The following is a 24,391-nucleotide window of genomic DNA, read 5'->3' as shown; positions in this document are numbered from 1 at the left end:
TGAAGGCGACCGCGATGACCCAGCCGATCGAGCTCTGGTACTGGCCCACGCCCAACGGCTGGAAAATCTCCATCGCCCTGGAGGAGATGGGGCTACCCTATGTGGTCAAGCCGGTGAACATCGGCGCGGGCGAGCAGTTCGCGCCAGCCTTTCAAGCCATCAGCCCCAATGGCCGAATGCCCGCCATTGTCGATCCTGAGGGGCCCGACTGCCTGCCTCTGTCGATCTTCGAGTCCGGCGCCATCCTGCAATATCTGGGCGCCAAGTCGGGCCGCTTCTATCCGACCGATCTGCGCGCGCGGGTCGAGATCGATCAGTGGCTGTTCTGGCAGGTCGGCGGTCTGGGGCCGATGGCGGGCCAGACGCATCATTTTCGCCAATACGCCCCGACCATGATCAGGGATCAGCGCCAGATCGCTTATGGCGTCCAGCGCTACACCAACGAGACCCACCGTCTGTACGGCGTGCTGAACCGCCGGCTGGTGGATCGGGACTATGTCGCAGGCGACTATTCCATCGCCGACATGGCCATCTGGCCGTGGATACTGCCGAAGCATCAGGGGCAGGATCTTGCCGAGTTCCCGCATCTGGCCGCGTGGTTGCAACGGGTCGGCGCGCGACCAGCGGTTCAGACGGGCAGGGCGGTCGGCGCGGAATGGCGCGCTGATCTGGCCGCTTCGGGCAAGGCGGCCGAGGCGGCGCGCGCGGTTCTTTTCGGTCAGAGGGCGCGTTAACTCTAATTTCAAACCGGCGGTATTTGAATGCAGGTCGAACGGCAGGGTCAGAATGACCGACGCCCGGAGGACTGGCTATGACCGCGCACGAAACCGCGCCTGAGGCTATCGAAACCGCGGCCCTGCCGCTGCCGACCGTCGAAATGGACGGCGACGCCCTGTTCCGGTTGGGGCTGGCCTATTCGGCCGGACTGGACGGCTGTCCGATCGACCGGGTTTCGGCCCACATGATCTTCAACCTGGCCGCCATGAAGGGCTCGCTCGAGGCGCGCGAATACCGCCGCGACCTGAGCCAGGAGATGGAGCACGATGAGATCGCCGAGGCCCAGCGAGCCGCGCGTCGCTGGATCGACGCCGGTTCGACCACCCTGGCCGCCTGAAGTCACGGCGACGGCTGGACCAGGCGGCGAGGGCGGGGTATGCACCCGGCCAAGACCAGTCGCCGAAGGATTCCGCCCATGCTCGCTCGCATCTATCGCCCGGCCAAGACCGCGATGCAGTCGGGCAAGGCCAAGACCCAGGACTGGCGTCTGGAGTTCGAACCGGCTTCTGCGCGCACCCAGGATCCGTTGACGGGCTGGACCAGCACGACCGACATGAATGGTCAGGTGCGTCTCAGCTTTGAAACCAAGGAAGAAGCGGTCGATTACGCCGAGCGTCACGGCATCGCCTTCCGTCTGCACGAACCGCAGGAAGCGCCGGTCATCATCAAGGCCTACGCCGACAACTTCGCCACCAACCGCAAGCAGTCCTGGACCCACTAGGGGGTCTCGCTTCTGCTTGAAGAAAGCGCCGTCCGGATCGCTCCGGGCGGCTTTTTCATGCTTACAGGCGCACCAGCATCTTGCCGGTGTTGCCGCCGGTCAGCAGGCTGCGGAAGGCTTCGGGCGCGGACTCCAGCCCCTCGCTGACGGTCGTGAACGACCTGACCGACCCGTCCGCCAGCCAGGCGGCGATGTCGCGCTCGAAGGCGGGCTTCAGATCGTCGTGATCACCCAGCAGGAAGCCTTCCATGCGGATGCGCTTGCTGATCGCGTGGAACATACGCGCCTGCAGCGGCGGCTGGCCGTCGCCGTACTGGGCGATCATGCCGCACAGGGCGAACCGGGCGCCGACGGCGGCGTTGTCGAGAGCGGCGTTGAAATGGTCGCCGCCGACATTCTCGAAATAGACGTCGATCCCGTTGGGCGCTGCGTCGGCCAGGGCGGCGGAGAGGTCGTTTTCGGCCCGATAGTCAATGGCGTGGTCGACGCCGACCTTGTTTCGCAGGAAGGCGGCCTTGGCCGCGCCCCCCGCCGAGCCGATCACGCGGCATCCTATCAGTTTGGCGATCTGACAGGCGACCGTGCCGACGGCGCCGGCGGCGGCGGAGACGAAGACCGTGTCGCCTGCCTTCAGACCGGCGATGCGCAGCAGGCCGACATAGGCCGTCATTCCCGTCAGGCCCGCCACGCCCAAGTGGTCCTGCGGAGTGATGGCGCTGGGCTCAATCCGTGTCAGACGCTTGCCGGGCGCTGTGAAGGCCTCGCGCCAGCCGTAGGTGTTCAGCACCAAGTCACCGGGCTGGAAGTCAGGGTGGGCCGATGCGATGACCTCGCCCACCGCCCCGCCGTCCAGCGGCCTGCCCAGCTTGAACGGCGGCACATAGTTCGGCCGGTCGTATAGCCGGTTCAGCATATAGGGATCGACGGACATCCATATGTTCCGCACCTGCACCTCAGCCTCGGCGGGGGAGGCAGCGATCCCGTCGACAATCTCCAGATCCGACGCGGCCAGGTCGCCCTCTGGACGAGATTTCAACTGTATCAGGCGAGTGGGCAGCGCGGACATGACGTAACTCCCGTGCGATGAGAATTATCGTTAAATAATTTGACGATCTGCAGCAAGGGTGTGGGGCGCACTCGACGAGGCCCCTTGCCGCCGCGCCCGAACCCCCATAGGCAGGGCCCTCCTGAGAGCGCCCTTAGCTCAACCGGATAGAGCACCCGCCTTCTAAGCGGGATGTTGCAGGTTCGAGTCCTGCAGGGCGCGCCATGGATCGGAAAAGCACCGCTTAATCATCGCAGCACGACGCGGCCACCTCGAAGGGCTATCCGCGCCTCACGACCTGCCTATTTCTTGCGAAACTCGTCCAGGGAGACGACCTTCGGGCCGTCGTCGTCGCCCGTGGGCGGAGGTGGAGCGGCGTTCGGGTCGCGGGCCGGGGGCGTCAGGGGCGCGATCTCGGCCTCAACGATCTCGGGCTCCTCGAACTGCAGCATGAACTGGACGCTGGGGTCATAGAAGCGGGTCACGGCCGTATAGGGCATGGCCAGGACCTTGGGCATGCCGCCGAACTTCAGCATGATCGAGAAGCGGTCGTGCTGGACGTCCAGGTCCCAATACTGGTGCTGCAGGACGATGGTCATCTCGTCAGGGTACTTGGCCAGAACGTCGGGTGGCACCGAGACGCCGGGCGCCCGGGTCTTGAACGTGATGTAGAAATGGTGCGCGCCGGGGATGCCGTCGGGCTGGGCCGCACGTTCAAGCGCAGAGCGGATCACACCGCGAAGGGCGTCCTGGGCGAGCTGCTCATAGTGCATCTCGTCGACCGGGGGAGATTGATCCGTCATCGGGAGCCTCGAAACTGGGTACGCGCGACTGTTACCCGCGACAGGCGAGCGACGGAAGATGGCGATTTAGGAAAGCGCCGGGATTCTGTTGCCAGGCTCCCGACAGGCCCCGCCTGAGGATCTGAACCCCCAGGACTTAAGTGTTCGAAATCAACCGAACCGCATTACGCGGCGAGGCGGACTTCTCCAGCGAAGTTATCGTTCGCAGTTATAAAATGGCCCGATACGGTGGGCCAAGACGGGCAAAAGCATCCTCTTTACACGTCCGTCGATGCTAGTCGGCCCCGCAGCTCCCGCCGATAACGCGGTGAGAGATTTGGTGGAGCCGCCGGGAATCGCACCCGGGTCCGGTCCGCTTATTACAGGCGCGTTTATCGCCATAGTCCGGGCGAACCCGAACAGGTCGAATATAGGCGCTCGCGGGCCGGCTTCCAAGGGGAAGCTGTTGAAATCCGTCAGGAGAAGCCAGGATGGCGCGGCCAGTCGCGGGTCTGGTTGCGGAACCAGGTCAGCTGGCGCTTGGCGTAGTGACGGGTGGACAGGCGAATGGCGGCGATCGCCTTGTCTGGCGTGGCCTGGCCCGACAGGTGGGCGACCAGTTCCGGCACGCCGACGGCCTTCATGGCGGGTAGGGCGGGGTCGAGATCGCGGGCGAGGAGGGCGCGGACCTCGTCCACGGCGCCGTGGTCGATCATCAGGCGGACCCGAACGTCGCAGTTGGTGTAGAGGCGGTCGCGCGGCGGCTCGACCACTAGGGCGTCGTAGGAGCCGGGCGCCAGCAGGGGCCGGGTGTCGGCCTTCCAGTCGCTGAGCGCGCGGCCGGTGGCCTGGGCCACGGCCAGAGCGCGGATCAGGCGCTGGCGGTCGCCTGGAGTGATGGCGGAGGCGGCGATGGGATCGACCTCGGCCAGACGGCGGCGGAAGGCGGCCTCGCCCTCGCGGTCATAGGCGGCCTGAACCGTGTCGCGGACGGCGTCGGGGACGGCGGGAATATCGGCCAGGCCGCGCGTCAGGGCGTTGAAATAGAGGCCGGTGCCGCCGACCAGAAGGGCCGGACGATCTTGCGCCGCCAGCTCTTCCAGCAGCGGCATGACGGCGCGGGTCCAGCGCCCGACGGACCAGGATTCGGCGGCGTCGGCGACGCCATAGAGGCGGTGTTCGGCGCGAGCTTCATCCTCGACCGACGGGCGGGCGGTGAGGATGCGCAGGTCGGCGTAGAGCTGCTGACTGTCGGCGTTGATGATGACCGCGCCGGTACGTTCGGCCATGTCCAGCGCCAGACGCGACTTGCCCGAGGCGGTCGGGCCGGCGATCAGGGTGAGGCGGGGCGTTTTGGACAAAGGAACAGGCTCGCGAACAGGACCAGAGGGCGATAGAACGCCCGCGACCGGCCCGGCAAGGGCCAAGGAGCAGAGCCTTGATCGACCGCACCGCTGTAATCGCCGCCCTCGACGCCGTCATCGACCCGAAATCGGGACAGGGGCTGGTCGCCGCCGGTCTGGTTCAGGGGCTGATGGTGGCCGAAGATCGCGCGGGCTTCGTCATGGAGGTCCCGGCAGGCGAGACGGCCATCTACGCCCCCGTCCGCGACGCGGCCGACGCGGCGCTGAAGGCCGTGCCGGGCATGGCGCGGGTCTCCGTCGTCTTGACCGCCGAGACGGCGCCTGCCGCCGCGCCGCGGCGCACGGCGGGCCTGTCGAAGGCGGCGACCGATCAGGGGCGGGCCAAGGCGCCGGTGCCGACCGAACGCCCAGCCCATGTGAAGCGGGTTCTGGCCGTGGCCAGCGGCAAGGGCGGGGTCGGCAAGTCGACGGTGGCGGTCAATCTGGCGGCGGCTCTGGCGGCTCGGGGCCTGGCGGTCGGGGTGCTGGACGCCGACGTCTATGGCCCGTCCCTGCCGACCATGCTGGGGCTGTCGGGCCAGCCGGGCTATGTGGACGGCGCCATCGTGCCGCACGTCGCGCATGGTCTGAAGGCCATGTCGGTCGGCCTGTTGACCAAGGCCGATGACGCCATGATCTGGCGCGGGCCGATGGCGTCGCAGGCCATCACCCAGATGCTGAGCCAGACGCGCTGGGGGACCGAGGAAGCGCCGCTGGACCTTCTGGTAGTGGACCTGCCGCCCGGCACCGGCGACGTGCAACTGACCCTGATCCAGAAGACGCCGCTGGACGGAGCGGTCATCGTCTCGACCCCGCAGGAGGTGGCCCTGGCCGATGCGCGCCGGGCCCACACCCTGTTCCAACGCGTCAATGTGCCGACGCTGGGCCTGATCGAAAACATGAGCGGCCCGGTCTTTGGTCAGGGCGGGGCCGAGGCCGAGGCTGAGCGGCTGGGCGTGGTCTTCCTCGGCGATCTGCCGCTGGACGCGGCCCTGCGTCAGGCGGGCGACGCAGGGCAACCGTTGGTTTCGGCTCAACCGGATGGCGAAGTCGCGCAGCGCTTCGCCGCAGTGGCGGCGCGGGTGGCGGAGAGCCTCGGCCTGTAAGGCCGAGGCATTTCCTCAGACGTCCAGATCCGCCATGGCGAAGCGGGCGTTTTCCTGGATGAACTGGTAGCGGGCCTCCGCCTTGCGGCCCATCAGGCGTTCAACCAGATCCTCGATCTCTTCCTCGCTGTCGGGCAGGGAGACGCGCGCCAGGGTCCGTTTCTTCGGATCCATGGTGGTCTCCTTCAACTGGGAAGCCATCATCTCGCCCAGACCCTTGAAGCGCCCGATCTCGACCTTCTTGCCCTTGAAGACGGTGGCCAGTAGTTCGTCGCGGTGGGCGTCGTCGCGGGCGTATTCCGACAGGGGACCGGCGCTGATGCGATAGAGCGGCGGCAAGGCCATGAAGAGGCGACCTTGACGGATGGTCTCGGGCATGGAGCGATAGAAGAAGGTGATCAGCAGGGCCGCGATGTGGGCGCCGTCGACGTCAGCGTCAGTCATGATGACGATGCGCTCGTAGCGCAGGTCTTCGATGTTGAAGCGGCTGCCGGGCTGAACGCCCAGGGCCAGGGCCAGGTCCGACAGTTCGACGTTGGCGCGCAGCTTGTCGGCCGTGGCCGAGGCGACGTTCAGGATCTTGCCGCGCAGCGGCAGGATGGCCTGGGTTGTGCGGTCGCGCGCCTGCTTGGCCGAGCCGCCGGCCGAATCGCCCTCGACGATGAACAGTTCGGTGCCCTCGGCGGCCTGGCGTGAGCAGTCCGACAGCTTGCCCGGCAGGCGTAGCTTGCGGGTGGCGGCGGCGCGCTGGACTTCCTTGTCCTTGCGGCGGCGCAGACGGTCCTCGGCGCGGTCGATGACGAAGCCGAGCAGGGCGTTGGCTTGCTTGGGGCTTTCGGTCAGCCAGTGGTCGAAGGGGTCGCGTAGCAGCTGTTCGGCCAGCTTCTGACCCTCGGGCGAGGACAGGCGGTCCTTGGTCTGGCCCTGGAATTCCGGGTTGCGGATGAAGATGGAGATCAGGGCGCCGGCGTTGGCGATGACGTCCTCGGCGGTGATCTGGGCGGCGCGCTTCTCGTTGGTTAGCTCGCCGTAGGCCTTGAGGCCCTTGACCAGGGCGGCGCGGAAGCCGGCCTCGTGCGTGCCGCCGTCCGGGGTCGAGACGGTGTTGCAGTAGGAGCCGATGAAGCTGTCGGCGTCGCCGAAGCCGATGGGCGACCAGGTGACGGCCCATTCCAGCGCGCCCGCCTCGCCCTTGCGCTCGGCGCGGCCGGCGAAGACGGGAGTGACGGTCTCCAGTTCGCCCACGCGCTCGGCTAGGGCGTCAGCCAGACCGCCGGGGAAGTGGAGCAGGGCCTCGGTCGGCGTGGCGTCGGTGATCCGATCCGCCGCGCAGGTCCATTTGATCTCGACGCCGCGGAACAGATAGGCCTTGGCGCGTGCCATGCGGAACAGGCGCGCGGGCTTGAAGGCCGCGCCGACGCCGAAGATTTGCTCGTCCGGTTTGAATCGGATCAGCGTGCCCTTCTTCTTCGACGGGCCGACCTGCTGGATAGGGCCGAGGACGTGGCCGCGGCTGAACGATTGACGCCATTCGAAGCCGTCGCGCCAGACGGTGACGTCCAACTGTTCGGCCAGGGCGTTGACGACCGAGACACCGACGCCATGCAGGCCGCCCGAGGTCTCATAGGCCTTGCCCGAGAACTTGCCGCCCGAGTGCAGCACGGTCATGACCACTTCCAGCGCCGACTTGCCCGGGTGCTTGGGGTGGGGGTCGACTGGGATGCCGCGGCCGTCGTCGCGGACCGACAGGAAGCCCTCGGCGTCCAGATCTACGGTGATCAGTTTGGCGTGCTTGGCGACGGCTTCGTCCATCGCGTTGTCGAGGACTTCGGCGAAGAGGTGGTGCAGGGCGCGCTCGTCGGTGCCGCCAATATACATGCCGGGGCGCTTGCGGACGGGCTCCAGCCCTTCCAGCACTTCAATCGAGGAGGCCGAATAGCCGGTGGCGGCAGCCGTTGCAGTGCTGGCGTGGGTGGCCAGTTCGACCTTGGGCTCATGCATGACGGGCGCGGGAGTCGCGACAACAGCCGGTGCAGCAACAGGTTGGGGCGCCGCCGTCTCGGGGCGGGTCGGTTCAGCGTCGTCGAGCGTGGAGAATAGGTCGGCCATCTACGCAGTCTGCGGTGATTCGGGGACCGGACTGGTAGGCCCCGCGCCGCCTCGGGGCAAGCGCGACCCGATCGAACGCCGGCTCGCGATAGGCAGCGCGGGCCAGGATGGTCAGGCACAGGGTCCAGGGCAGGCTTTGAGCGCTGACCAATACGCTCTCGGAAAAGGTCAGCAGGATATAGACGCTGAGATAGGCAATGCCCCAGAACCCCTCGCGCAGACCCGCCGTCGGCAGACGCAGAAGGGTCAGGACATAGGTCAGGCCTACGATTGTTCCGACCAAGATGACGCCTATCCACCCCAACTGCACCAGCAAATCGATCCAGCCGTTGTGGGCCGACGGCACCAGCCAGCCGGTCTGATAACGAACCCAAAGCGCCGGTGTGGACTCGGCGCCCCAGAAGGCGTTGTAGCCGTAACCGCTCCAGGGGCGTTCGGCGATCTTGGCGAACACAGCGTCCCAGATTCCGGTGCGTCCCGTCAGCGACGGGTCTTTGCCAAGGGCGGCGAGAATTTCAGCCGATTCATACGTCCACAGCCACCAACCGACCGCGCCCGCGACGACGCCCATCCAGACCGCAGCGACCCCTAGGGCAGGACCGCCACGCTTGAGCGTCCAAAGGGCGCCGACCATGCCGACGCCCAAAATGATGCAGAGCAAGGAGGTCTTGGAGCGGGTCGCCAGCACCAACAAAACGCAAAGCAAGATCGTCAGCAGCGGCATCTTCCACAGCCGGTCCTCCGATGCAGCCCAGGCGGCGGCGGCGGTTGCTCCCGCCGTCATCACCATGCCCATCTGGTTTTTCTCGTACCAGACGCCGCGCCACATCCCGGCGTTGACGTCACTGTGAATCCCGATCGAAGGGACCGCAACGACCATAGCGATGCTCATCAGCCCGAGAATGAAAACGCAACGCGCCAGCAGACGTGGCAGGTGAGGGCCATGGAAGGTCGCGCCGAGATACATGGCGAATGAGCCGCTGAAGATCATGGCGATGACCCGGCGACTGGTCAGGGACGGGTCGATCGACCAGTACTTGGAAGCGAAGGCCAGGGTTACAATGCAAGCCCAGGCGAGCACGGCGGGCCAGGACCTCGCGATGGTCTTGAACCGCAGCAGGACTAATCCGGCGACGACGGCGTAGACTGGCAGCCAGAACAGACGGAGCAACGGCGCCTCGCCCTGATGCGGCGCCAGTACTGGTCCGATCAGGGCGCCGGTCAGCATACAGAGGACAAAGCCCGCCGCGACCTGCTCCCATACAGGCGGGCCGGGACGGATAGCTTCGAGCTCTGGACGGACGGCGCGCACGGCGGCACGGTCGCCGAACAGGGTTAAGGAAGGGTAGGGCATGACCAGTCTGATGCGCATTCGCCGGGATGGCGAGCACGCCAAGGTCGGCTTCGTCGAGCTGTTCTTCGATCTGGTCTTCGTCTTCGCCATCACCCAGGTCAGCCATCTGCTGCTGGCCCATCTGACGCCACTGGGGGCGCTGGAGGCGGCGATCCTGCTGGCGGCGGTGTGGTGGGTGTGGATCGACACCAGCTGGATCACCAACTGGCTGGACCCCGAGCGCGGTCAGGTGCGGCTGATGCTGTTCGCCCTGATGGCGGCGGGCCTGATCATGTCGACATCACTGCCTGAGGCGTTTGGTGACAAGGGGCTGGTCTTCGCGTGCGCCTTTGCGGCCATTCAGGTGGGCCGCAGCCTGTTTACCCTATGGGCAGTGCGCGGTTCGCCGGTGCAGAAGGCGAATTTCCTGCGAATTTCAGCCTGGTCGCTGCTAGGGGCGGCGTTCTGGATCAGTGGGGGGCTTGCCGAGGGGCAGGCACGGCTGCTGATCTGGCTGGTCGCCCTGTTGTTGGAGTTCACCGCGCCGGCGGTCGGCTATGTCGTGCCGGGACTGGGGCGCTCCAACACGACGGAGTGGGATGTCGAGGGCGCGCATCTGGCCGAGCGGGTCGGACTGTTCGTCATCATCTGTCTCGGAGAGTCGATCGTCGTCACCGGGGCGACATTCGCGGACCTGACCTGGACGCCGCCGGTCGTCGTCGCCTTCGCTTCGGCCCTGACCACGGCGATCACCATGTGGTGGCTGTTCTTCAACGAGGCGCACGAGGCGGCGGCCGATACCTTTGTTCACGCCGCTGATCCGGGCGCGATCGCGCGGCGCGTCTATACCTATTGCCCGATCATCGTAGTGGCCGGAATCGTGGTGACGGCGGTCGGCGACGAACTGGCGCTGGCGCACCCGATGGGAGCGACGACCGTGGCGACGGCGGCTGTGCTGCTCGGCGGGCCGCTGCTGTTCCTGCTGGGAACCAGCCTGTCGATCCTGGCCATCTGGGGCAAGGTCGCCTGGCCGCGCGTGACAGGCATAGGCTTGCTGGTGCTGGGGGCTCTGGCTTCGCCGCTGCTCCCGCCCCTGGCCGTGACGCTGATGTCGACGGCTGTTCTGGTGCTGACAGCGATCTGGGAGTCTGTCGCAGGTCGCGAAACGAAGGCTTAGGAGGCCTTCTCCACGAAGCTGTCGATGACCTTCTTCTCGCCGGCCTTGTCAAAGTCCACGACCAGCTTGTTGCCCTCGATCGCGCGAACGGCGCCGTAGCCGAACTTCTGGTGGAAGACGCGGTCGCCGCGCGACCAGTCGCCGCTGGGCTTGGGCGGGGCGATTGGTCGAGCTTGACCCTGGATGACGGCCTTGCGAGCGGGCGTCGAGCCTGAGCTCAAGTTGGAGCGTGAAGCCTGACCCGACGAGAAGCTCTGGGCGCGCTTCCAGCCGGGGCTGGAATAGCCGGCGCCGAACGACGGCGCGTCGTCCCAGCGGCTCTTGGGCTGCTGCATGCCGGGCGCGCCGCCGCCATTGTAGTAGCCGGTGTCCGACTGTGGATCGACGTGGGCGAGGGGCAGTTCGTCGACGAAGCGGCTGGGCAGTTGCGAGGTCCAGCGGCCATACACCATACGGTTGGCGGCGAAGCTGATGCGCGCGTCACGCTTGGCGCGCGTAACGCCGACGTAGGCGAGGCGTCGTTCTTCCTCGAGGCCCTTCATCCCCTTTTCGTCGATGCTGCGCTGGCTGGGGAAGACGCCTTCCTCCCAGCCGGGCAGGAAGACCAGCGGGAACTCCAGCCCCTTGGCGCCGTGCAGGGTCATGATCTGCACCGAGCCTGTCTCGGAATCCTGACCGGCGTTGCGCTCCAGATCCATAACCAAGGAGACGTGCTCCAGGTAAGCCTGCAGCGTATCGAACGCCTGCATGGCCTGGGTCAGCTCCTTGAGGTTGTCCAGACGCGTCTGGCCGCTGGTGCGGTCGGCCTTCTGCATGGCGGTGTAACCGCTCTCGTCCAGCAAGGTCTCGGTCACTTCCCAGTGCGGCATGTCGGCGGCCATCTGGCGCCAGCGGTCGAGGTCGCGCACGAAGTTGGCCAGAGGCGTGCGGGTGCGGGCCTGAAGCTCGTTCGTGGTCAGCAGGTGGCGGACCGCCTGCATGGCCGAGACGCCGTTCTCACGCGCTATATGCAGGATTTTCTGGACGCTGGTGTCGCCGATGCCGCGTTTGGGCACGTTGACGATGCGCTCGAAGGCCAGGTCGTCGTCCTCGGACTGGATCAGGCGAAGGTAGGCGTGGGCGTCACGGACTTCGGCGCGTTCGAAGAAGCGGGGGCCGCCGATGACCTGATAAGGGATGGCCAGCATCAGGAAGCGCTCTTCGAAAGCCCGCATCTGGAAGGAGGCGCGGACCAGAACGGCCATGTCCTTGTAGTTCATGCCCTGTTTGCGGGCGGTCTCGATCTCGTCAGCGATCAGACGGGCCTCGGCCTCGCCGTCCCAGACGCCGCGCACGCGGACTTTGTCGCCGCTGTCGTCTTCGGTCCACAGGGTCTTGCCCAGGCGGTCCTGATTGGCCGCGATCAGGGCCGAGGCGGCGCCGAGAATATGCTTGGTCGAGCGGTAGTTCCGCTCCAGTTTGACGATCTTGGCGCCCGGGAAGTCCCGCTCGAAGCGCAGGATGTTGTCCACCTCGGCCCCGCGCCAGCCGTAGATCGACTGATCGTCGTCGCCGACGCAGCAGACATTGCCGGTCGAGGAGGTCAGCAGGCGCAGCCACAGATACTGGGCGACGTTGGTGTCCTGATACTCGTCCACCAGGATATAGCGGAAGCGACGGCGATATTCCTCCGCCAGATCAGCGTGCTGCGACAGGATGGTGAGGTTATGCAGCAGCAGGTCGCCGAAGTCGCAGGCGTTCAGCGTGGCTAGCCGCTTCTGGTAGGCGGCGTAGAGGGTGTGACCCTTGCCATTGGCAAAGTCCTCGCCCGGCGGCAGTTTCTCGGGCGTCCAGCCGCGGTTCTTCCAGTGGTCGATCAGATGGGCCAGCGACTTGGGCGTGTGCTTCTTGGTGTCGATGTTGGCCGCTTCGAGCAGCTGTTTCAGCAGCCGCTCCTGATCGTCGGTGTCCAGGATGGTGAAGCTGGATTTCAGTCCGACAAGCTCTGCGTGGCGGCGCAGGATCTGGGCGGCGACCGAGTGGAAGGTGCCGAGCCAGCGCAAGCCCTCGGATGAAGGGCCGATCAAATGGCCGATCCGCTCGCGCATCTCGCGCGCGGCCTTGTTGGTGAAGGTGACGACCAGCAGTTCCCACGGCTTGGCCCGGCCCGTCGCCAGGATGTGGGCCAGGCGAGTGGTCAGGACGCGGGTCTTGCCGGTGCCGGCGCCCGCCAAAACCAGAACCGGTCCCTCGGTCGTCTCGACCGCCATGCGCTGTTCGGGGTTCAGACCGGACAGATAGTCGGCCGCGCCTTGCGGCGAGTGGCCGCGCGCGAGGTCGGAGATGCGGGGGGCGGGCAGGTCGGTCACTGGATAAACGGCTCACGCAAGGCGGATTCGGAGGAGAACATAAGCAGCACAGAGACCAAAGTCAGGCCCCGTCGGAAAAAGGCTGCGGGGAACCGCCAAGCCTGACCTTCGTTCTCTCGACCTCAGGGGACGCGATGGAAGGGAAGACAATGGCCGAGAGTTCAAGCGGCGGTGGTAACGCCGGACTGGCTTTCATCGTCGGCGGCCTGGTGGTCGTGGTGGCGGTGCTGGCCTGGTTCCTGTTGGGACGCGGCGTCGCGCCCGAGACCAAGAAGGTCGACGTCGATGTGAAGCTGCCCGAGGTGTCGGCGCCAGCCGTGCCGAGCGGCCAGTAAGGGAGCGCATGAATGACGGATCCCAACATCCCGCCGGCCGAACGCGTCGTGCATCAGACGACGATCAATACCGCCAGCCCCGAACGGAAGAACGGGGGCGGCATGCTGGCCTTCCTGGTTGGCGGCCTGATTGTCGCCGTCGCCGTGATCGGCTGGTTCCTTTATTCGGGCGGCAGGCCCGCCGCGCCGGAACGGCCCGAGGTCAACCTCGACATCAACGTCCCGGCGCCCAAGCTGCCGGAAGCGCCGCGCCTGCCGGATCGCCCCACCTTGCCGGACGTGCCGAGCCCGGCCGAGCCACCGACCGTGACCACGCCTACGGCCGAGCCTCGACCCTGACATCATGGCGGACCGGGTGGCTGTGAAGCGGGCCTATGACCCGCCTGCGCCTGAGGACGGCCAACGCGTTCTGGTCGATCGGCTGTGGCCGCGTGGTTTGAGCAAGGAGAATGCGGCGATCGATCTGTGGCTGAAGGCGATCGCGCCCAGCACGGCCCTGCGCCAGTGGTTCGGTCATGATCCCGCGCGGTGGGACGAGTTCCAGCAGCGCTATCGCACCGAACTGGAGGTCAATGGCGAGGTGGTCGCACAGTTGAGGGACGTGATCCGCGCGGGCAAGACGACGCTGATCTACGGCGCGAAGGACGAGGCGCACAACGACGCCGTGGTCTTGGCCGGCTACATGGCCGAGGCTATTTCAACCGGTAGCTGATGGTCGTCACCACCCGGACCTTCTTGTTCAGCGAGGTGGCCTCATCGCCGAAGCCATCGCGGGGCAGGATTTCGAACGAACCCTGACCCGCCGACTTGATCGGCCCCAGCGGGGCGCCGGAGTCTTTGGCGAACTGGACGGCACCGGTGCGGGCGGCGGCGGTAGCCTCGGCGATCATTGCCGGGCGCACGTCGTTCAGCTTAGTGAAGATGTAGGACGGACCCTGGAAGTCCTGCAGCACCACGCCCTGACGCACCAGGTCATTCAGGTTGCGGGTGGTGGTCTGGACCCGGTCCACGTCGTTGGTCCGCACGATGACGGTCTGTGTCAGGATGAAGCGCGGTCCGCCGGTCTGACTGGCGTATTCGCGCGAGCGGGTGTCGGCGACGCCGAGTTGGCCCAGATCGACCGAACTGTCGGGATAGCCCTGGGCTTTCAGGAACTGGCGCACGATGGCCAGGTCGCCGTCGATGCGGGCCTGAACCTCGGACAGAACCTCGCCAGAGGCTGTGAAGCGGATCGGCAGGACGGCGAGGTCGGCCTTCACGTCCTTTTCCGCCAGGCCCCGCACGGTGACGGAGCGGTCGCCGGCGCGCGCGTTGACCACGCCCTGACCAATCAGGGCGCCTGCGCCGATCAGGCCGATGGCCAGCAGACCGCCGATAAGCGCGGCGGGGATCAGGCGGCTGTCCGTGGTCATGCTTGTTCTCCTGCGAAGCTGCGGTCGCCGCCGGCCCATTGCAGGGCCAGAACGCGGCAGGCCGATGCCAGGGGGCGACGGCCGCGCCAGGCGTCGATGCGGATCAACAGGGCGGCGCGGCCGAGGTTAAGTTCAGCCCCGATGACGTCCAGCACCGCCCAGAACTCCGGCTCCAGCGCGACCGAGGTGGCGTGCCCAGATAGCAGAACGGAACGCTTGGCGAGGCTGCTCACGGTTTAGCGGACGCCGACCATCATGATGTTCGCCGTATTGGGCGCGCCCTTGGTCAGCACCGAATGGCGGGTGTCCGTGGTGAAGCGCAGGGCGCCAGCCGGGTCGCGGATCTCGGCGCGCACGGCATAGGTGTGCCGCGGGTCGATCCGGGCGTTCGGCACCGACAGGGTGACGGCGTAGGGCGGGGCGCGGCCATCCAGCTGCTGAGTGCTCTCGGCCATGACGCGGGCCGGGGCGTCCATCAGGCTGACATCCTCGACCTTGACCGTCAGCACGTGGCCCGGCGTCAGCATGATGCGCTCGCGATAGGCGGCGGTGACATCGACCTGGGTCGAGGCGCTCTCCTCGCCCGGCATACTGGAGCAGGCGGCGACCACAAGGGCGAGCGGGGCGATCAGCGGAAGGAAGCGCATGGCGAAAAGTCCTGTCTGAGGGGGTAGCTTAGCAGAACGCCCAATGAAGGCATAAGGCTGCAAGATCATGGCGGCGCCGTTTGAAAACCGGTGATAACGGAGGTTCCGGTTTCGTTTCCGTTGAGTCGCCTTGAGGCCCCGCCAGTGACCCAGTCTGCAAAAATCCCTTTGTCTCCGGCCGCCCTGGCCATCGGCGGGATCGGCGTCTGCGCCCTGATCTGGGGCACGACCTGGTATGCGATCACCTTCCAGCTGGGCGCGGTCGACGCCGTGGTGTCGGTCGTCATGCGCTTCGCCATCGCCGCCGTGGTTCTGGCCGTGATGGTCAAGATAACGGGCGGGAAGCTGGCCATGACCCGGCCGCAGCACCTGGCCGCCATGGGGCAGGGGCTGTTCGCTTTCGCCATCAGCTACGCCTTCGTCTACGCCTCGGAGGAGAAGATCGCTTCGGCCGTGGTGGCGGTGATCTTTGCGGCCCTGGCCTTCCTCAATCTGATCCTGTTCCGGGTGGTCTCGAAGCAGAAGTCGGCGCCGGCGGCCTGGCTGGGCGCGGGCATGGGCGTAATCGGCGTTGCGGTCCTGTCGGGCGGGGAGGTGATGGGCGCGGGCCTTGGTCTGCACGCGGTCGAGGGCGTGACCTTCGCCGTTATCGCCGTTGTGGCCTCGGCCTTTGGCAACTGGTTCGCCTGGAGGGGACAGCAGGCGGGGGCACAGGTCCTGCCCGGCACGGCCTGGGCCATGGCCTATGGAACGGGGGCACTGGCGCTCTATGCGCTGGCGACCGGAGTGTCGTGGTCGGTGGCGTGGAGCCCGGCCTATGTCATCTCGCTACTGTATCTGTCGCTGTTCGGCTCGGTGATCGCCTTCGGCCTGTATTTCACCATCGCCCGCATGCGCGGCTTTGCCCTGGCCAGCTATGTCTCAGCCCTGACGCCACCGATCGCCATGCTGGTATCGGTGATGTTCGAGGGCGCGCGGTTCGGCGTGATCGCCTTTGTCGGGCTGGCGCTGGTGCTGGCGGGTCAGTTGTTCCTGATCCGCGCGCCGAAACGGTAGGCGTCTCCGGGAATGGCGGAAGCGGTGGGATTCGAACCCACGGACGGCTCTCACCGTCGCTGGTTTTCAAGACCAGTGCCTTAAACCACTCGGCCACACTTCCACATCGATCCGGTCCATCAGGACGTCGGTCGCTCAGCGCGAGTCGGGACAGCGCGCGGAGGCGTGCATAGCGTCAAGTTCGCCGCCGCCCAAGCCCTAAAGCGCAGCCCTCATGTCGGCTCAGTCTACGCCTTGGCCGGCGTGGACGGGCGGGTCACCAGCCAGATTCCGGCGCAGACGAGGATCAAGGCTGCCAGATAGCTCCACCGCAGGAGGGACTCGCCCAGGAAGATCGCCGAAAGCGAGACGCCGAAGACCGGGATCAGGAAGTTGAAGGCCGCGATCATGCCGACAGGGTTGTGCTTCAACAGCAGGCTCCAGACGGCGAAAGCCACCGAGGAGAGCAGGGCCATGTAGAGCAGCAGGCCGCCGGACTGCAGGTCGATCCCCTCTAGCTGTCCGCCGCCGACCATGCCGATCAAGACCAGAATCGCACCGCCGACAAAGAGCTGCCATCCGGTCATGACCATGGGATCCATGTCGGCCGACAACCGCTTACCGTATATGGAGGCCGCCGCCAGAACGAAGGCGGCGATGATGACGAAGCCTTCGCCCAGCAGACTGAAGTCAAAGCCCAGAGGGCCGCCGCCCAGATTAACCACTACCACGCCCAGGAAACCGATCAGGCACCCTAGCGCCTTGCGACCGTTGAGGCGGTCGTTGGCGTAGATGAAGTGCGCCAGAACCACGCTGAAGAAGACGCCGGTCGCGTTCATGATCGAGGACTTGACCCCGCTGGCGTGAGCCAGGCCGATGTAGAAGAAGACGTACTGTATCGCCGTCTGGGTCAGACCCAGAAGAGCCACCTGGCCGACCTGTCGGCCGCTCAGGCCCAGGATCGACTTCTTCATCGCGGCCGCGACAACCAGCAGGATCAACCCGGCCAAGGCGAAGCGCCAGCCGGCGAACAGCATCTGGCTGGCGATGTCGGCTGGCGCGATATGCAGCAAGGCATAGCCGTTCTTGATGGCCGGATAGGCGCTGCCCCACAGGATGCAGCACAGGGTCGCCAGGGCGAAGACGCCCGAACGGGTTTGGTACAGGGAGGGTTTCAAGGCGCTCGCTTCAAGAACTGGGCGCGGGCGCTAGGGCGTCGCCGCGACGGGTGGAGGCATAGCTCAAACACCTCGTTAACCAAACCGGAAACCTCCTCGGCGATGATCACTTCGAGTGAACCGGAGTGCGTGCGGCCATGATGGCGAGAATGCTGAAGGGCGCGGCGGCAGCCGCCGCCTTTTCCACCCTGGCGGCCTGCGCCAGTTTCGGCGGGGGGCGGGATGCTCCGTTGAGGCCGCCGGTCGTGACCGATCCCGCGCCGATCGTATCGGGCACCATGCGGCCCTACCAGATCAGGGGGCGTTGGTATCGCCCAGTTGAACAGCCCGACTATGACGAAGTCGGACAGGCCTCCTGGTACGGGGCGCAGCACCATGGTCGCCCCACCTCGACCGGCGAGCGGTTCGACATGAACGCTCTGACCGCGGCGCATAAGACACTGCCTCTGCCCAGTCTGGTCGAGGTGACCAATCGCACCAATGGGCGCCGGGTCATCCTGCGCGTCAATGATCGTGGCCCCTTTGTCGACAGCAGGATCATTGATCTGTCGCGAGCGGCGGCCGAAGAACTGGGCCTGTTGTCGCAGGGCGTGGGCGAGGTTCGGGTGCGCTATGTCGGGCGGGCGCCGAGGACAGGCGGCGGAATGCCGATGCAGCGCGCGGAAACTGCGCCTGCGCCCCAACCGAGACCATATCAACCGACAGCGCCGGCAGCGCCTGTGGCTACACGGGCATCGACTTATTGGGTGCAGGCTGGCGCCTTCTCCGATCGTCGGGCGGCAAAGCGAATCGCTGACCGACTAGGTGATCGGGCCTCGGTTCAGGACATCGCCAGTAACGGACAATCCCAGTTTCGGGTGATCGTCGGTCCGTGGCCCGACGCTAACGCCGCTGAACAGGCCCGTCAGGCGGTCATCGCACGCGGGTTTGGCGACGCCCTGTTGATATCAGGCGGTTAAGGCTTGCCTGTCGCGCCGGGCTCGCCATTGTGCGCGGGTGCAACGCGGTAAGTTCATTACATTCGAAGGCGGCGAGGGAGCCGGCAAGACCACGCAGGCGCGCCTGCTGGTCGAGCATTTGCGTTCGCGCGGAATCGACGTCATTCAGACGCGCGAGCCGGGCGGTTCGCCGGGCGCCGAAGTCATTCGCAACATCGTCGTGGCCGGGGATGCCGAGCGCTGGTCGCCGCGCACCGAAACCCTGCTGATGTACGCCGCGCGCTCTGATCACCTGGAGCGCACCATTCGTCCGGCGCTGGACGCCGGTAAATGGGTCGTCTGCGATCGCTTCGCCGATTCCAGCCGCGTCTACCAAGGCGCGGGCGGCGGCGCGCCCGAAAGTCTTATCGAGGCGCTGGACGCCGCCATCGTGGCCGAGGATCAGCCGGATCTGACCCTGGTATTTGATCTGCCGGTCGAGGTCGGGCTGGAGCGTGCCTTCGGTCGCGGCCTGTTCGAGACCCGGTTCGAGTCCAAGGGCCTGGCCTTCCACCAGAAGCTCCGTGAGGGCTTCCTGGGCGTGGCGCGCCGTCATCCGGAGCGCTGCGTCGTGATCGACGCCACAGGCGAGCTTGAGGCCGTTTCCGAACGCCTTTGGAATGCCGTGTCCGAGCGACTGCTGTGAGCGAACACCCGCGCGACCGGTTTGATCTGGTCCCGGATGTCGCCGCCGAGGAAGCCTTTCTGGACGCCCTGAGCCGCGGGCGGCTGCATCACGCCTGGCTGCTGTGTGGGGTCGAAGGAAGCGGCAAGGCCACCTTCGCCTATCGCGCCGCGCGGCGCCTGCTGGGGGCGGCCCCCGATCCGTCGCGCGGACCTCTGGGCGCCGCGCCCTATGACTCGGTCAGCCAACTTGTCTCGGCTCAGTCCCATCCCGATCTGCTGGTGATGGAGCGACTGGTCGAGGGCGGCAAGCAGAAGAAGACCATCTCCGTCGATCAAGCGCGCGACCTGCCGGGCTTCTTCGCCAAGAGCCCGTCCCAGGCCGACTATCGGGTGGCCATCATCGACGCCGCTGATGACCTGAACATCAACGCCGCCAATGCCTTGCTGAAAATTCTTGAAGAACCGCCTGAGCGCGGTGTGCTACTGTTGGTGACCCATGCGCCGGGCCGGCTTCTCGCTACGATCCGCTCACGCTGCCGCCGTCTCAGCTTCCCGATCTGGACCCCGGACCAGTTGGAAACCCTGGTGCGCAACCGCACGGGCGCGGATCCCGATGACGCTCGTCTCGCCGCCGACATGGCCGGAGGATCGCCGGGCGCGGCCCTGGCTCTATCTTCGGGCGCCATGCAGGAGGTCGATGCCTTGGCGCGGAGTTGGGTGCTGGGCGACGCCGTGGACCGAACCGAACAACTGGCGGTCGCGGACGGGTTTCGCGGCGCTGAAGGTCAGGCACGGTTCGAGGCCCTGATGGACCGTTTGATCGCGGCGGTGAAGACCCGGGCGCTGGAAGCACCGGCGGGGCAGGGCGCGCGATGGGCCGAGCTTTGGACCCGTCTGGCCGAGTTGCCCGACCGCACGGCGGCCATCAACCTGGACCGGGCCGACGTTCTCGCCGGCGCTCTGGCCGACATCGCCCGCACCAAGGCCCTGAGATGATCATCGACAGTCACGTCAATCTGCACGCCCCCCAGTTCGACGAGGACCGCGACGAGGTCATCGCTCGTGCTCGTGAGGCCGGGGTGCGTCTGATGGTCGAGATTTCGGACAGGCTGTCGACCTTCGAGGCCACACACGGCCTGGCCATGGCGCACGACGACATCTGGTGCACGGTCGGGGCTCACCCGCACGAAGCCAAGGACCATGTCGAACTGACCGCCGACGAACTGGTTGCCCTGGCCAAGCGCCCGCGTGTCATCGGCATCGGCGAGTGCGGGCTGGATTTCCACTACGATCTGAGCCCGCGCAACGAGCAGGCGGCGGTCTTCCGCCAGCATATCGACGCCGCCCGCCGGACGGGCCTGCCGCTGGTGGTGCATACTCGCGAAGCCGACGACGTTATGGCCGAAATTCTGCGCGAGGAGCACGCCAAGGGTCCGTTCAAGCTGCTGATGCACTGCTACACCAGCGGCATCGAACTGGCTGAAATCGCAGCGGAACTCGGCGCCTGGTTCTCCGTTTCCGGCATCGCCACCTTCAAGGCGGCGGAAGACGTGCGCGAGGTCATTCGCCGGATGCCCGAGGACCGGATCATCGTCGAAACCGACTGCCCCTATCTGGCGCCCATCCCGCATCGCGGGCGGCGCAACGAGCCGGCTTATGTCGGTCTGGTGCTGCAGAAGCTGGCCGAGATCCGGGGCTGGACGCCCGAGGAGGCCGACCGCCGCACGACCGACGCCTTCTTCGCCCTGTTCGACCGCATCCCTCGGCCCGCCGAATGACCGAAGCGGGCGAACTGGAGATCGTCATTCTCGGCTGCGGTTCGTCCGGCGGCGTGCCGCGCGGCGACGGCGACTGGGGCGACTGCGATCCCAACGAGCCCAGGAACCGGCGCACCCGTTGCTCCATGCTGGCCCGGCGCCATGGCCTCAAAGGCACCACCAGCGTCCTGATAGACACCTCGCCGGATTTGCGTAGTCAGGCGCTGGCTGCGGGGATCAGCCATGTCGACGCGGTCCTCTACACCCACGACCATGCAGATCAGACGCACGGCATCGACGACCTGCGCGTCTTCGCCATTCACGCGCGGCGACGTATTCAGGCCTGGATGGACCCCGCCACCCACCACGCTCTGACCAAGCGGTTCGACTACATCTTCGAGAGCCAGCACGGCTATCCGGCCATCCTGGAGGCGCACCGCATTCCGCCCCATGGCGAGGGGTGGAGTGTCGACGGCGCAGGGGGAGAAATCCCGCTCGTCACCTTCGACCAGGCCCATGGACCGATCCGCTCGGTGGGCTACCGCCTGGGACCGGTCGCCTATTCCAGTGACGTGTCCGATCTGGACGAGGCGGCGCTGGAGGCGGTGCGCGGCGCCGATCTCTGGATCATCGACGCCCTGCGCTACACGCCGCATCCGACCCATGCCCATGTCGACAAGGCGTTGGAGTGGATCGCGCTGGCGGAGGTCGGAAGAGCAGTCCTGACAAATTTGCATATTGATCTGGATTACAATCGCTTGACAGCGTCTCTTCCGGATCATGTCGAAGTCGCCTTCGATGGCTGGAGCTGGCGGTCGGATCTATAGCCAGACCTCTTCGGGCGCGTTCTGAACCGAGAAGCGGCGACAACGTTGTACCGGTTTCGGATGAAGGATCGACGCCATGCTTCGCACCGGCCTCACCATCGCCGCCGCTGCCGCCGTCATGACCCTCGGCGCAGCCTTTGCGCCGCCTCCGCAGGCAAGCCCCACGATCATCGAGTTGCAGCTCAAGAACTATGAGTTCGTTCCATCGACGCTGCGCCTGCAAAGAGGGGTGCCCGTCGTGTTGCGACTGGTCGAAACCGCCGGTTCCCACAGCTTCGCGGCGCCCGAGCTGTTCGCCGCCTCGACGCTGGACCCCGCAACCGCGCAACTGGTTCATAACGGCAAGGTCGAAGTGGGAGAGGGCGGCGTCGAGCTGCGCCTGACACCGAATACAGCCGGAACCTATCCCTTCCACTGCACTCACTTCATGCACACTTCGTTTGGCATGAAGGGAACAGCGGTCGTGGAGTAGTGCCGCCGCCGGTCGCTCTGTTGGCGCTGTCGACGGCGTCGCCGCCTAACATCCTGCATCAGGACGAGGTCGCCGTCGCCGCTCGCTCACTGCTGCAGGACCGTTTCCCCGGCTTTGACCGAATGGCCCCGGTTTTCAGCACAGCTGGCATTAACACCCGCCAGTCCGCCATGCCGATCGCGTGGTTCTTCGAGCCGCGCGGCTGGCCCGAACGGACGGAGGTCTATCTTCAGGTCGCTGTCGATCTGTTCGTCAAGGCGGCGGACAAGGCGCTGGCCGAGGCCGGGCTGACCGGGGCCGAGGTCGATACTATCGTCACCGTATCCTCGACCGGAATCGCCACTCCCAGCCTTGAAGCGCGGGCCATGGAGCGACTGGGATTTCGACCTGACGCGGCGCGGGTTCCGGTCTTCGGTCTCGGCTGCGCGGGCGGAACGACGGGGCTGGGCCTGGCCGGCAAGCTGGCGCGGGCGACCCCGGGCCAGGTTGTCCTGCTGGTCGTGGTCGAGCTCTGCACCCTGTCGTTTCGCATGGACAATCTGAGCAAGGCAGACATCGTGGCCACGGCCCTGTTCGGCGACGGCGCGGCGGCCTGTGTGCTGAGGGCGGGCGAAGGCGGTTTCGCCCGGATCGAGGGGGCGGCGGAACACACCTGGCCGGACACACTGAACATCATGGGCTGGCGGGTCGGCGGCTCGGGGTTCGGCGTCATCTTTGACCGCGCGATCCCGCCTTTCGCTCGTACCCATCTGCGCCCCGCCGTGGACGCCATGTTGACGGCTCAGGGGCTGGAGGTTGGTGATGTCGATCGTTTCGTTTGCCATCCGGGCGGCGTGAAGGTGATCGATGCGCTGGAAGGTGCGCTGGCGTTGAAGGTCGGCGACCTCGATCATGAGCGGGCCGTTCTGGCCGAGCACGGCAATATGTCGGCGCCGACCGTTCTCTATGTGCTGGATCGCGTGCGGCGTGAAGGATTGCCGACAACATCCGTCCTGATCGCTCTCGGTCCGGGCTTTACCGCCAGCAGCGTGACCCTGGGCGCGCCGTGATCCTGTCTGTCGTCGTTCTGAGCCTCGTCACAGCGCAGCGGATTGGCGAGCTGCTACTGGCCGGACGCAACACCCGGCGGCTTTTCGCACGCGGGGCGGTGGAGATCGGAGCAGGGCACTATCCGTTTATTGTCGCATTACACGCCGCCTGGTTGATCGGCCTATGGCTGCTGGCGTGGGATCGGCCCCTGAACCTGTGGCTGCTCGCAGTCTTCGTCTGCCTGCAGGCGGCACGGGTCTGGGTGATCGCGACCCTGGGCGATCGTTGGACGACTCGGATCATCATCCTGCCGGGCGAGCCGCTGATCCGCTGCGGTCCCTATCGCTTCCTGTCCCACCCGAACTATGTGGTGGTCGCCGCGGAAATTCTGATCCTGCCGCTGGCGTTCGGTCTGGCCGGGTTCGCATTGGCTTTCGCGGCGCTCAACGCCGCCATGATGTGGGTGCGGGTTCGCTCAGAGAGCCAGGGCCTCTTGGGTCGCCAAAGCACCTAGTCATCCTTGGGCTCATCCAGTTTGTGGCCGGCCAGATGGGCGGCGTCGCGGTCGCGTTTCTTCTGCGTGGTCAGGCGCTCGACCTTGGTGCGACCGAAGGTCAGGCGATTGGCGTCGGCGGTGCGTTTAGCCTCGGCCTTGTCGCGGGCCTTGCGCGCCTTGTTCAGATTGACGACTTCGCCCATCAGACGTGTCCCTCGGGGCTATCCTTGGCCCATGCACGCTTGAGGGCCGGACGGCCGCCGATGCGCTGGGCGTAGGAATCGTAGGGCTCGCCCGGCGGCATGGCGCCGCGGAACCACTGCAGCAGACTGCCGAACAGGATGTCGAGCGCCGAGAACTCGCCCAGGATGTAACCGCCATCCTTGATCGCCACGCGCCAGCGCTGGTCCAGGGCGGCGTAGCCAGCCTTCCTCAGGTCGTTCCAGCTATCGGGCGGCCCCGAGGTCAGGACGCTTTCCAGCACATTGTTGTAGAGGCCCAGCCACGACAGGTACTCGGCGCGGCGCGGATCGTTCGGCCCCGGCGCCATCTTGGTCTCGGGATAGCGATCGGTAAGGAAGAGAAAGATCAACACCGACTCAATCAGCAACTGCCCGTCGACGCTGATGGACGGCGCCTGTTTCAGCGGGTGTGGATTGCTTGGGTCAGCGTGTCCCTGACCATTCTGCCGCTCAATCTCGACGTAGTGGATCTCATAGTCCGCGCCCAATTCCTCCAGCAGCCAGAGCAGGCGGGTAGAACGGGATTGAGGGGCGTGATGGATGGTCAGCGACATCG

At 66.3% G+C, this 24,391-nt stretch carries 29 protein-coding genes, 2 tRNA genes and 1 other RNA gene; 18 read left to right on the top strand and 14 right to left on the bottom strand.

Annotation, left to right across the window (positions count from 1 at the left end; genetic code table 11):
- The first annotated feature begins 14 nt into the window (after nt 1-14).
- The 3 genes from ACIQTU_RS08920 (at nt 15) to ACIQTU_RS08910 (ending at nt 1,498) form a co-directional block, all read left to right on the top strand.
- Entirely contained in the window at nt 15-734 is a 720-nt protein-coding gene (locus ACIQTU_RS08920) for a glutathione S-transferase N-terminal domain-containing protein (RefSeq protein WP_400545464.1), read from the top strand.
- A gap of 77 nt (nt 735-811) precedes the next feature.
- Entirely contained in the window at nt 812-1,114 is a 303-nt protein-coding gene (locus ACIQTU_RS08915) for a sel1 repeat family protein (protein WP_400545461.1), read from the top strand.
- A 78-nt stretch (nt 1,115-1,192) separates the two neighbouring features.
- Nucleotides 1,193-1,498, top strand: a complete 306-nt coding sequence (locus ACIQTU_RS08910; RefSeq protein WP_400545458.1) for an ETC complex I subunit — start codon at nt 1,193-1,195, stop codon at nt 1,496-1,498.
- A gap of 61 nt (nt 1,499-1,559) precedes the next feature.
- Here ACIQTU_RS08910 and ACIQTU_RS08905 read toward each other — a convergent pair whose 3' ends face one another.
- The gene (locus tag ACIQTU_RS08905) at nt 1,560-2,564 is read right to left on the bottom strand and encodes an NADP-dependent oxidoreductase (protein WP_400545455.1); all 1,005 of its coding nucleotides are present in this window, start codon (nt 2,562-2,564) and stop codon (nt 1,560-1,562) included.
- Between the two features lie 127 nt (nt 2,565-2,691).
- On the opposite strand from ACIQTU_RS08905, the gene ACIQTU_RS08900 reads away from it, so the two are divergent.
- Nucleotides 2,692-2,768, top strand: a tRNA-Arg gene (locus ACIQTU_RS08900).
- Between the two features lie 77 nt (nt 2,769-2,845).
- Here ACIQTU_RS08900 and ACIQTU_RS08895 read toward each other — a convergent pair.
- From ACIQTU_RS08895 to miaA, 3 genes are all read right to left on the bottom strand, one after another.
- Nucleotides 2,846-3,346 (bottom strand): SspB family protein, encoded by a 501-nt coding sequence (locus ACIQTU_RS08895; protein ID WP_400545452.1) that lies wholly within the window; start codon nt 3,344-3,346, stop codon nt 2,846-2,848.
- 73 nt (nt 3,347-3,419) lie between these two features.
- Nucleotides 3,420-3,785: a transfer-messenger RNA gene (gene ssrA / locus ACIQTU_RS08890) on the bottom strand.
- A 16-nt stretch (nt 3,786-3,801) separates the two neighbouring features.
- The gene (miaA, locus tag ACIQTU_RS08885) at nt 3,802-4,686 is read right to left on the bottom strand and encodes a tRNA (adenosine(37)-N6)-dimethylallyltransferase MiaA (RefSeq protein ID WP_400545449.1); all 885 of its coding nucleotides are present in this window, start codon (nt 4,684-4,686) and stop codon (nt 3,802-3,804) included.
- Between the two features lie 77 nt (nt 4,687-4,763).
- On the opposite strand from miaA, the gene ACIQTU_RS08880 reads away from it, so the two are divergent.
- Entirely contained in the window at nt 4,764-5,834 is a 1,071-nt protein-coding gene (locus ACIQTU_RS08880) for an Mrp/NBP35 family ATP-binding protein (protein WP_400545446.1), read from the top strand.
- A 15-nt stretch (nt 5,835-5,849) separates the two neighbouring features.
- On the opposite strand, the gene parE is transcribed toward ACIQTU_RS08880, so the two are convergent.
- Both parE and ACIQTU_RS08870 read right to left on the bottom strand, forming a co-directional pair.
- Nucleotides 5,850-7,943 (bottom strand): DNA topoisomerase IV subunit B, encoded by a 2,094-nt coding sequence (parE, locus tag ACIQTU_RS08875; protein WP_400545443.1) that lies wholly within the window; start codon nt 7,941-7,943, stop codon nt 5,850-5,852.
- Entirely contained in the window at nt 7,909-9,171 is a 1,263-nt protein-coding gene (locus tag ACIQTU_RS08870) for an O-antigen ligase family protein (protein ID WP_400545440.1), read from the bottom strand. Before ACIQTU_RS08870 ends, parE begins: the two co-directional genes overlap by 35 nt.
- A 124-nt stretch (nt 9,172-9,295) precedes the next feature.
- Here ACIQTU_RS08870 and ACIQTU_RS08865 point away from each other — a divergent pair, with 124 nt between their 5' ends.
- Nucleotides 9,296-10,453: a low temperature requirement protein A gene (locus ACIQTU_RS08865; RefSeq protein ID WP_400545437.1), complete on the top strand. Its 1,158-nt coding sequence runs from the start codon at nt 9,296-9,298 to the stop codon at nt 10,451-10,453.
- Here the strand turns inward: ACIQTU_RS08865 and ACIQTU_RS08860 are convergent.
- Nucleotides 10,450-12,801, bottom strand: coding sequence for an ATP-dependent helicase (locus tag ACIQTU_RS08860; RefSeq protein ID WP_400545434.1), 2,352 nt, complete (start codon nt 12,799-12,801; stop codon nt 10,450-10,452). The two genes, ACIQTU_RS08865 and ACIQTU_RS08860, sit on opposite strands and share 4 nt — an antisense overlap.
- A gap of 149 nt (nt 12,802-12,950) precedes the next feature.
- On the opposite strand from ACIQTU_RS08860, the gene ACIQTU_RS08855 reads away from it, so the two are divergent.
- The 3 genes from ACIQTU_RS08855 to ACIQTU_RS08845 are packed head-to-tail and all read left to right on the top strand — an operon-like array spanning nt 12,951 to nt 13,848.
- Complete coding sequence (locus ACIQTU_RS08855; protein ID WP_400545431.1) at nt 12,951-13,136, top strand: hypothetical protein; 186 nt, start codon at nt 12,951-12,953, stop codon at nt 13,134-13,136.
- Between the two features lie 12 nt (nt 13,137-13,148).
- A complete protein-coding gene (locus tag ACIQTU_RS08850; protein ID WP_400545428.1) occupies nt 13,149-13,475 on the top strand; it encodes a hypothetical protein in 327 nt (108 codons plus the stop codon).
- Between the two features lie 4 nt (nt 13,476-13,479).
- Nucleotides 13,480-13,848, top strand: a complete 369-nt coding sequence (locus tag ACIQTU_RS08845) for a DUF488 domain-containing protein (protein ID WP_400545425.1) — start codon at nt 13,480-13,482, stop codon at nt 13,846-13,848.
- On the opposite strand, the gene ACIQTU_RS08840 is transcribed toward ACIQTU_RS08845, so the two are convergent.
- From ACIQTU_RS08840 to ACIQTU_RS08830, 3 genes are read right to left on the bottom strand one after another with little or no spacing between them, the layout of a single operon-like run.
- Nucleotides 13,829-14,548 carry an SIMPL domain-containing protein gene (locus ACIQTU_RS08840; protein WP_400545422.1) on the bottom strand — a complete coding sequence of 240 codons (720 nt, stop codon included), beginning with the start codon at nt 14,546-14,548 and terminating at the stop codon, nt 13,829-13,831. The two genes, ACIQTU_RS08845 and ACIQTU_RS08840, sit on opposite strands and share 20 nt — an antisense overlap.
- Nucleotides 14,545-14,781, bottom strand: a complete 237-nt coding sequence (locus ACIQTU_RS08835) for a ribbon-helix-helix domain-containing protein (RefSeq protein ID WP_400545419.1) — start codon at nt 14,779-14,781, stop codon at nt 14,545-14,547. Before ACIQTU_RS08835 ends, ACIQTU_RS08840 begins: the two co-directional genes overlap by 4 nt.
- A 3-nt stretch (nt 14,782-14,784) precedes the next feature.
- Nucleotides 14,785-15,195 (bottom strand): YbaY family lipoprotein, encoded by a 411-nt coding sequence (locus ACIQTU_RS08830; RefSeq protein WP_400545416.1) that lies wholly within the window; start codon nt 15,193-15,195, stop codon nt 14,785-14,787.
- Nucleotides 15,196-15,363: 168 nt separating this feature from the next.
- Here ACIQTU_RS08830 and ACIQTU_RS08825 point away from each other — a divergent pair, with 168 nt between their 5' ends.
- Nucleotides 15,364-16,251: a DMT family transporter gene (locus ACIQTU_RS08825; protein WP_400545413.1), complete on the top strand. Its 888-nt coding sequence runs from the start codon at nt 15,364-15,366 to the stop codon at nt 16,249-16,251.
- Nucleotides 16,252-16,264: 13 nt separating this feature from the next.
- Here the strand turns inward: ACIQTU_RS08825 and ACIQTU_RS08820 are convergent.
- Nucleotides 16,265-16,354 (bottom strand) — tRNA-Ser (locus ACIQTU_RS08820).
- A 124-nt stretch (nt 16,355-16,478) separates the two neighbouring features.
- A complete protein-coding gene (locus tag ACIQTU_RS08815; protein WP_400545410.1) occupies nt 16,479-17,408 on the bottom strand; it encodes a DMT family transporter in 930 nt (309 codons plus the stop codon).
- Nucleotides 17,409-17,545: 137 nt separating this feature from the next.
- Here ACIQTU_RS08815 and ACIQTU_RS08810 point away from each other — a divergent pair, with 137 nt between their 5' ends.
- The 8 genes from ACIQTU_RS08810 (at nt 17,546) to ACIQTU_RS08775 (ending at nt 23,611) form a co-directional block, all read left to right on the top strand.
- Nucleotides 17,546-18,367 carry a septal ring lytic transglycosylase RlpA family protein gene (locus ACIQTU_RS08810; RefSeq protein WP_400545407.1) on the top strand — a complete coding sequence of 274 codons (822 nt, stop codon included), beginning with the start codon at nt 17,546-17,548 and terminating at the stop codon, nt 18,365-18,367.
- Nucleotides 18,368-18,404: 37 nt separating this feature from the next.
- On the top strand, nt 18,405-19,031 hold the full coding sequence (tmk, locus tag ACIQTU_RS08805; RefSeq protein WP_400545404.1) for a dTMP kinase: 627 nt from the start codon (nt 18,405-18,407) through the stop codon (nt 19,029-19,031).
- Nucleotides 19,028-20,008 carry a DNA polymerase III subunit delta' gene (locus ACIQTU_RS08800; protein WP_400545401.1) on the top strand — a complete coding sequence of 327 codons (981 nt, stop codon included), beginning with the start codon at nt 19,028-19,030 and terminating at the stop codon, nt 20,006-20,008. Before tmk ends, ACIQTU_RS08800 begins: the two co-directional genes overlap by 4 nt.
- Nucleotides 20,005-20,790 (top strand): TatD family hydrolase, encoded by a 786-nt coding sequence (locus tag ACIQTU_RS08795; RefSeq protein WP_400545398.1) that lies wholly within the window; start codon nt 20,005-20,007, stop codon nt 20,788-20,790. The genes ACIQTU_RS08800 and ACIQTU_RS08795 overlap by 4 nt, the downstream gene beginning before the upstream one ends.
- Nucleotides 20,787-21,596, top strand: coding sequence for an MBL fold metallo-hydrolase (locus ACIQTU_RS08790; RefSeq protein ID WP_400545395.1), 810 nt, complete (start codon nt 20,787-20,789; stop codon nt 21,594-21,596). Before ACIQTU_RS08795 ends, ACIQTU_RS08790 begins: the two co-directional genes overlap by 4 nt.
- Nucleotides 21,597-21,672: 76 nt before the next feature.
- Nucleotides 21,673-22,068 (top strand): cupredoxin domain-containing protein, encoded by a 396-nt coding sequence (locus ACIQTU_RS08785; protein WP_400545392.1) that lies wholly within the window; start codon nt 21,673-21,675, stop codon nt 22,066-22,068.
- Complete coding sequence (locus ACIQTU_RS08780) at nt 22,068-23,117, top strand: type III polyketide synthase (RefSeq protein WP_400545389.1); 1,050 nt, start codon at nt 22,068-22,070, stop codon at nt 23,115-23,117. The genes ACIQTU_RS08785 and ACIQTU_RS08780 overlap by 1 nt, the downstream gene beginning before the upstream one ends.
- The gene (locus tag ACIQTU_RS08775) at nt 23,114-23,611 is read left to right on the top strand and encodes an isoprenylcysteine carboxyl methyltransferase family protein (protein ID WP_400545386.1); all 498 of its coding nucleotides are present in this window, start codon (nt 23,114-23,116) and stop codon (nt 23,609-23,611) included. Before ACIQTU_RS08780 ends, ACIQTU_RS08775 begins: the two co-directional genes overlap by 4 nt.
- On the opposite strand, the gene ACIQTU_RS08770 is transcribed toward ACIQTU_RS08775, so the two are convergent.
- Together ACIQTU_RS08770 and ACIQTU_RS08765 are read right to left on the bottom strand one after the other, a co-directional pair.
- Nucleotides 23,608-23,796: a DUF4169 family protein gene (locus ACIQTU_RS08770; protein ID WP_400545383.1), complete on the bottom strand. Its 189-nt coding sequence runs from the start codon at nt 23,794-23,796 to the stop codon at nt 23,608-23,610. The two genes, ACIQTU_RS08775 and ACIQTU_RS08770, sit on opposite strands and share 4 nt — an antisense overlap.
- Nucleotides 23,796-24,389: a glutathione S-transferase family protein gene (locus ACIQTU_RS08765; RefSeq protein ID WP_400545380.1), complete on the bottom strand. Its 594-nt coding sequence runs from the start codon at nt 24,387-24,389 to the stop codon at nt 23,796-23,798. The genes ACIQTU_RS08770 and ACIQTU_RS08765 overlap by 1 nt, the downstream gene beginning before the upstream one ends.
- Nucleotides 24,390-24,391 lie beyond the last annotated feature (2 nt).

This window comes from Brevundimonas sp. NPDC090276 (assembly GCF_044772165.1).
Lineage (GTDB): Bacteria > Pseudomonadota > Alphaproteobacteria > Caulobacterales > Caulobacteraceae > Brevundimonas.
This window is presented reverse-complemented; position numbering and strand designations above follow the sequence as displayed.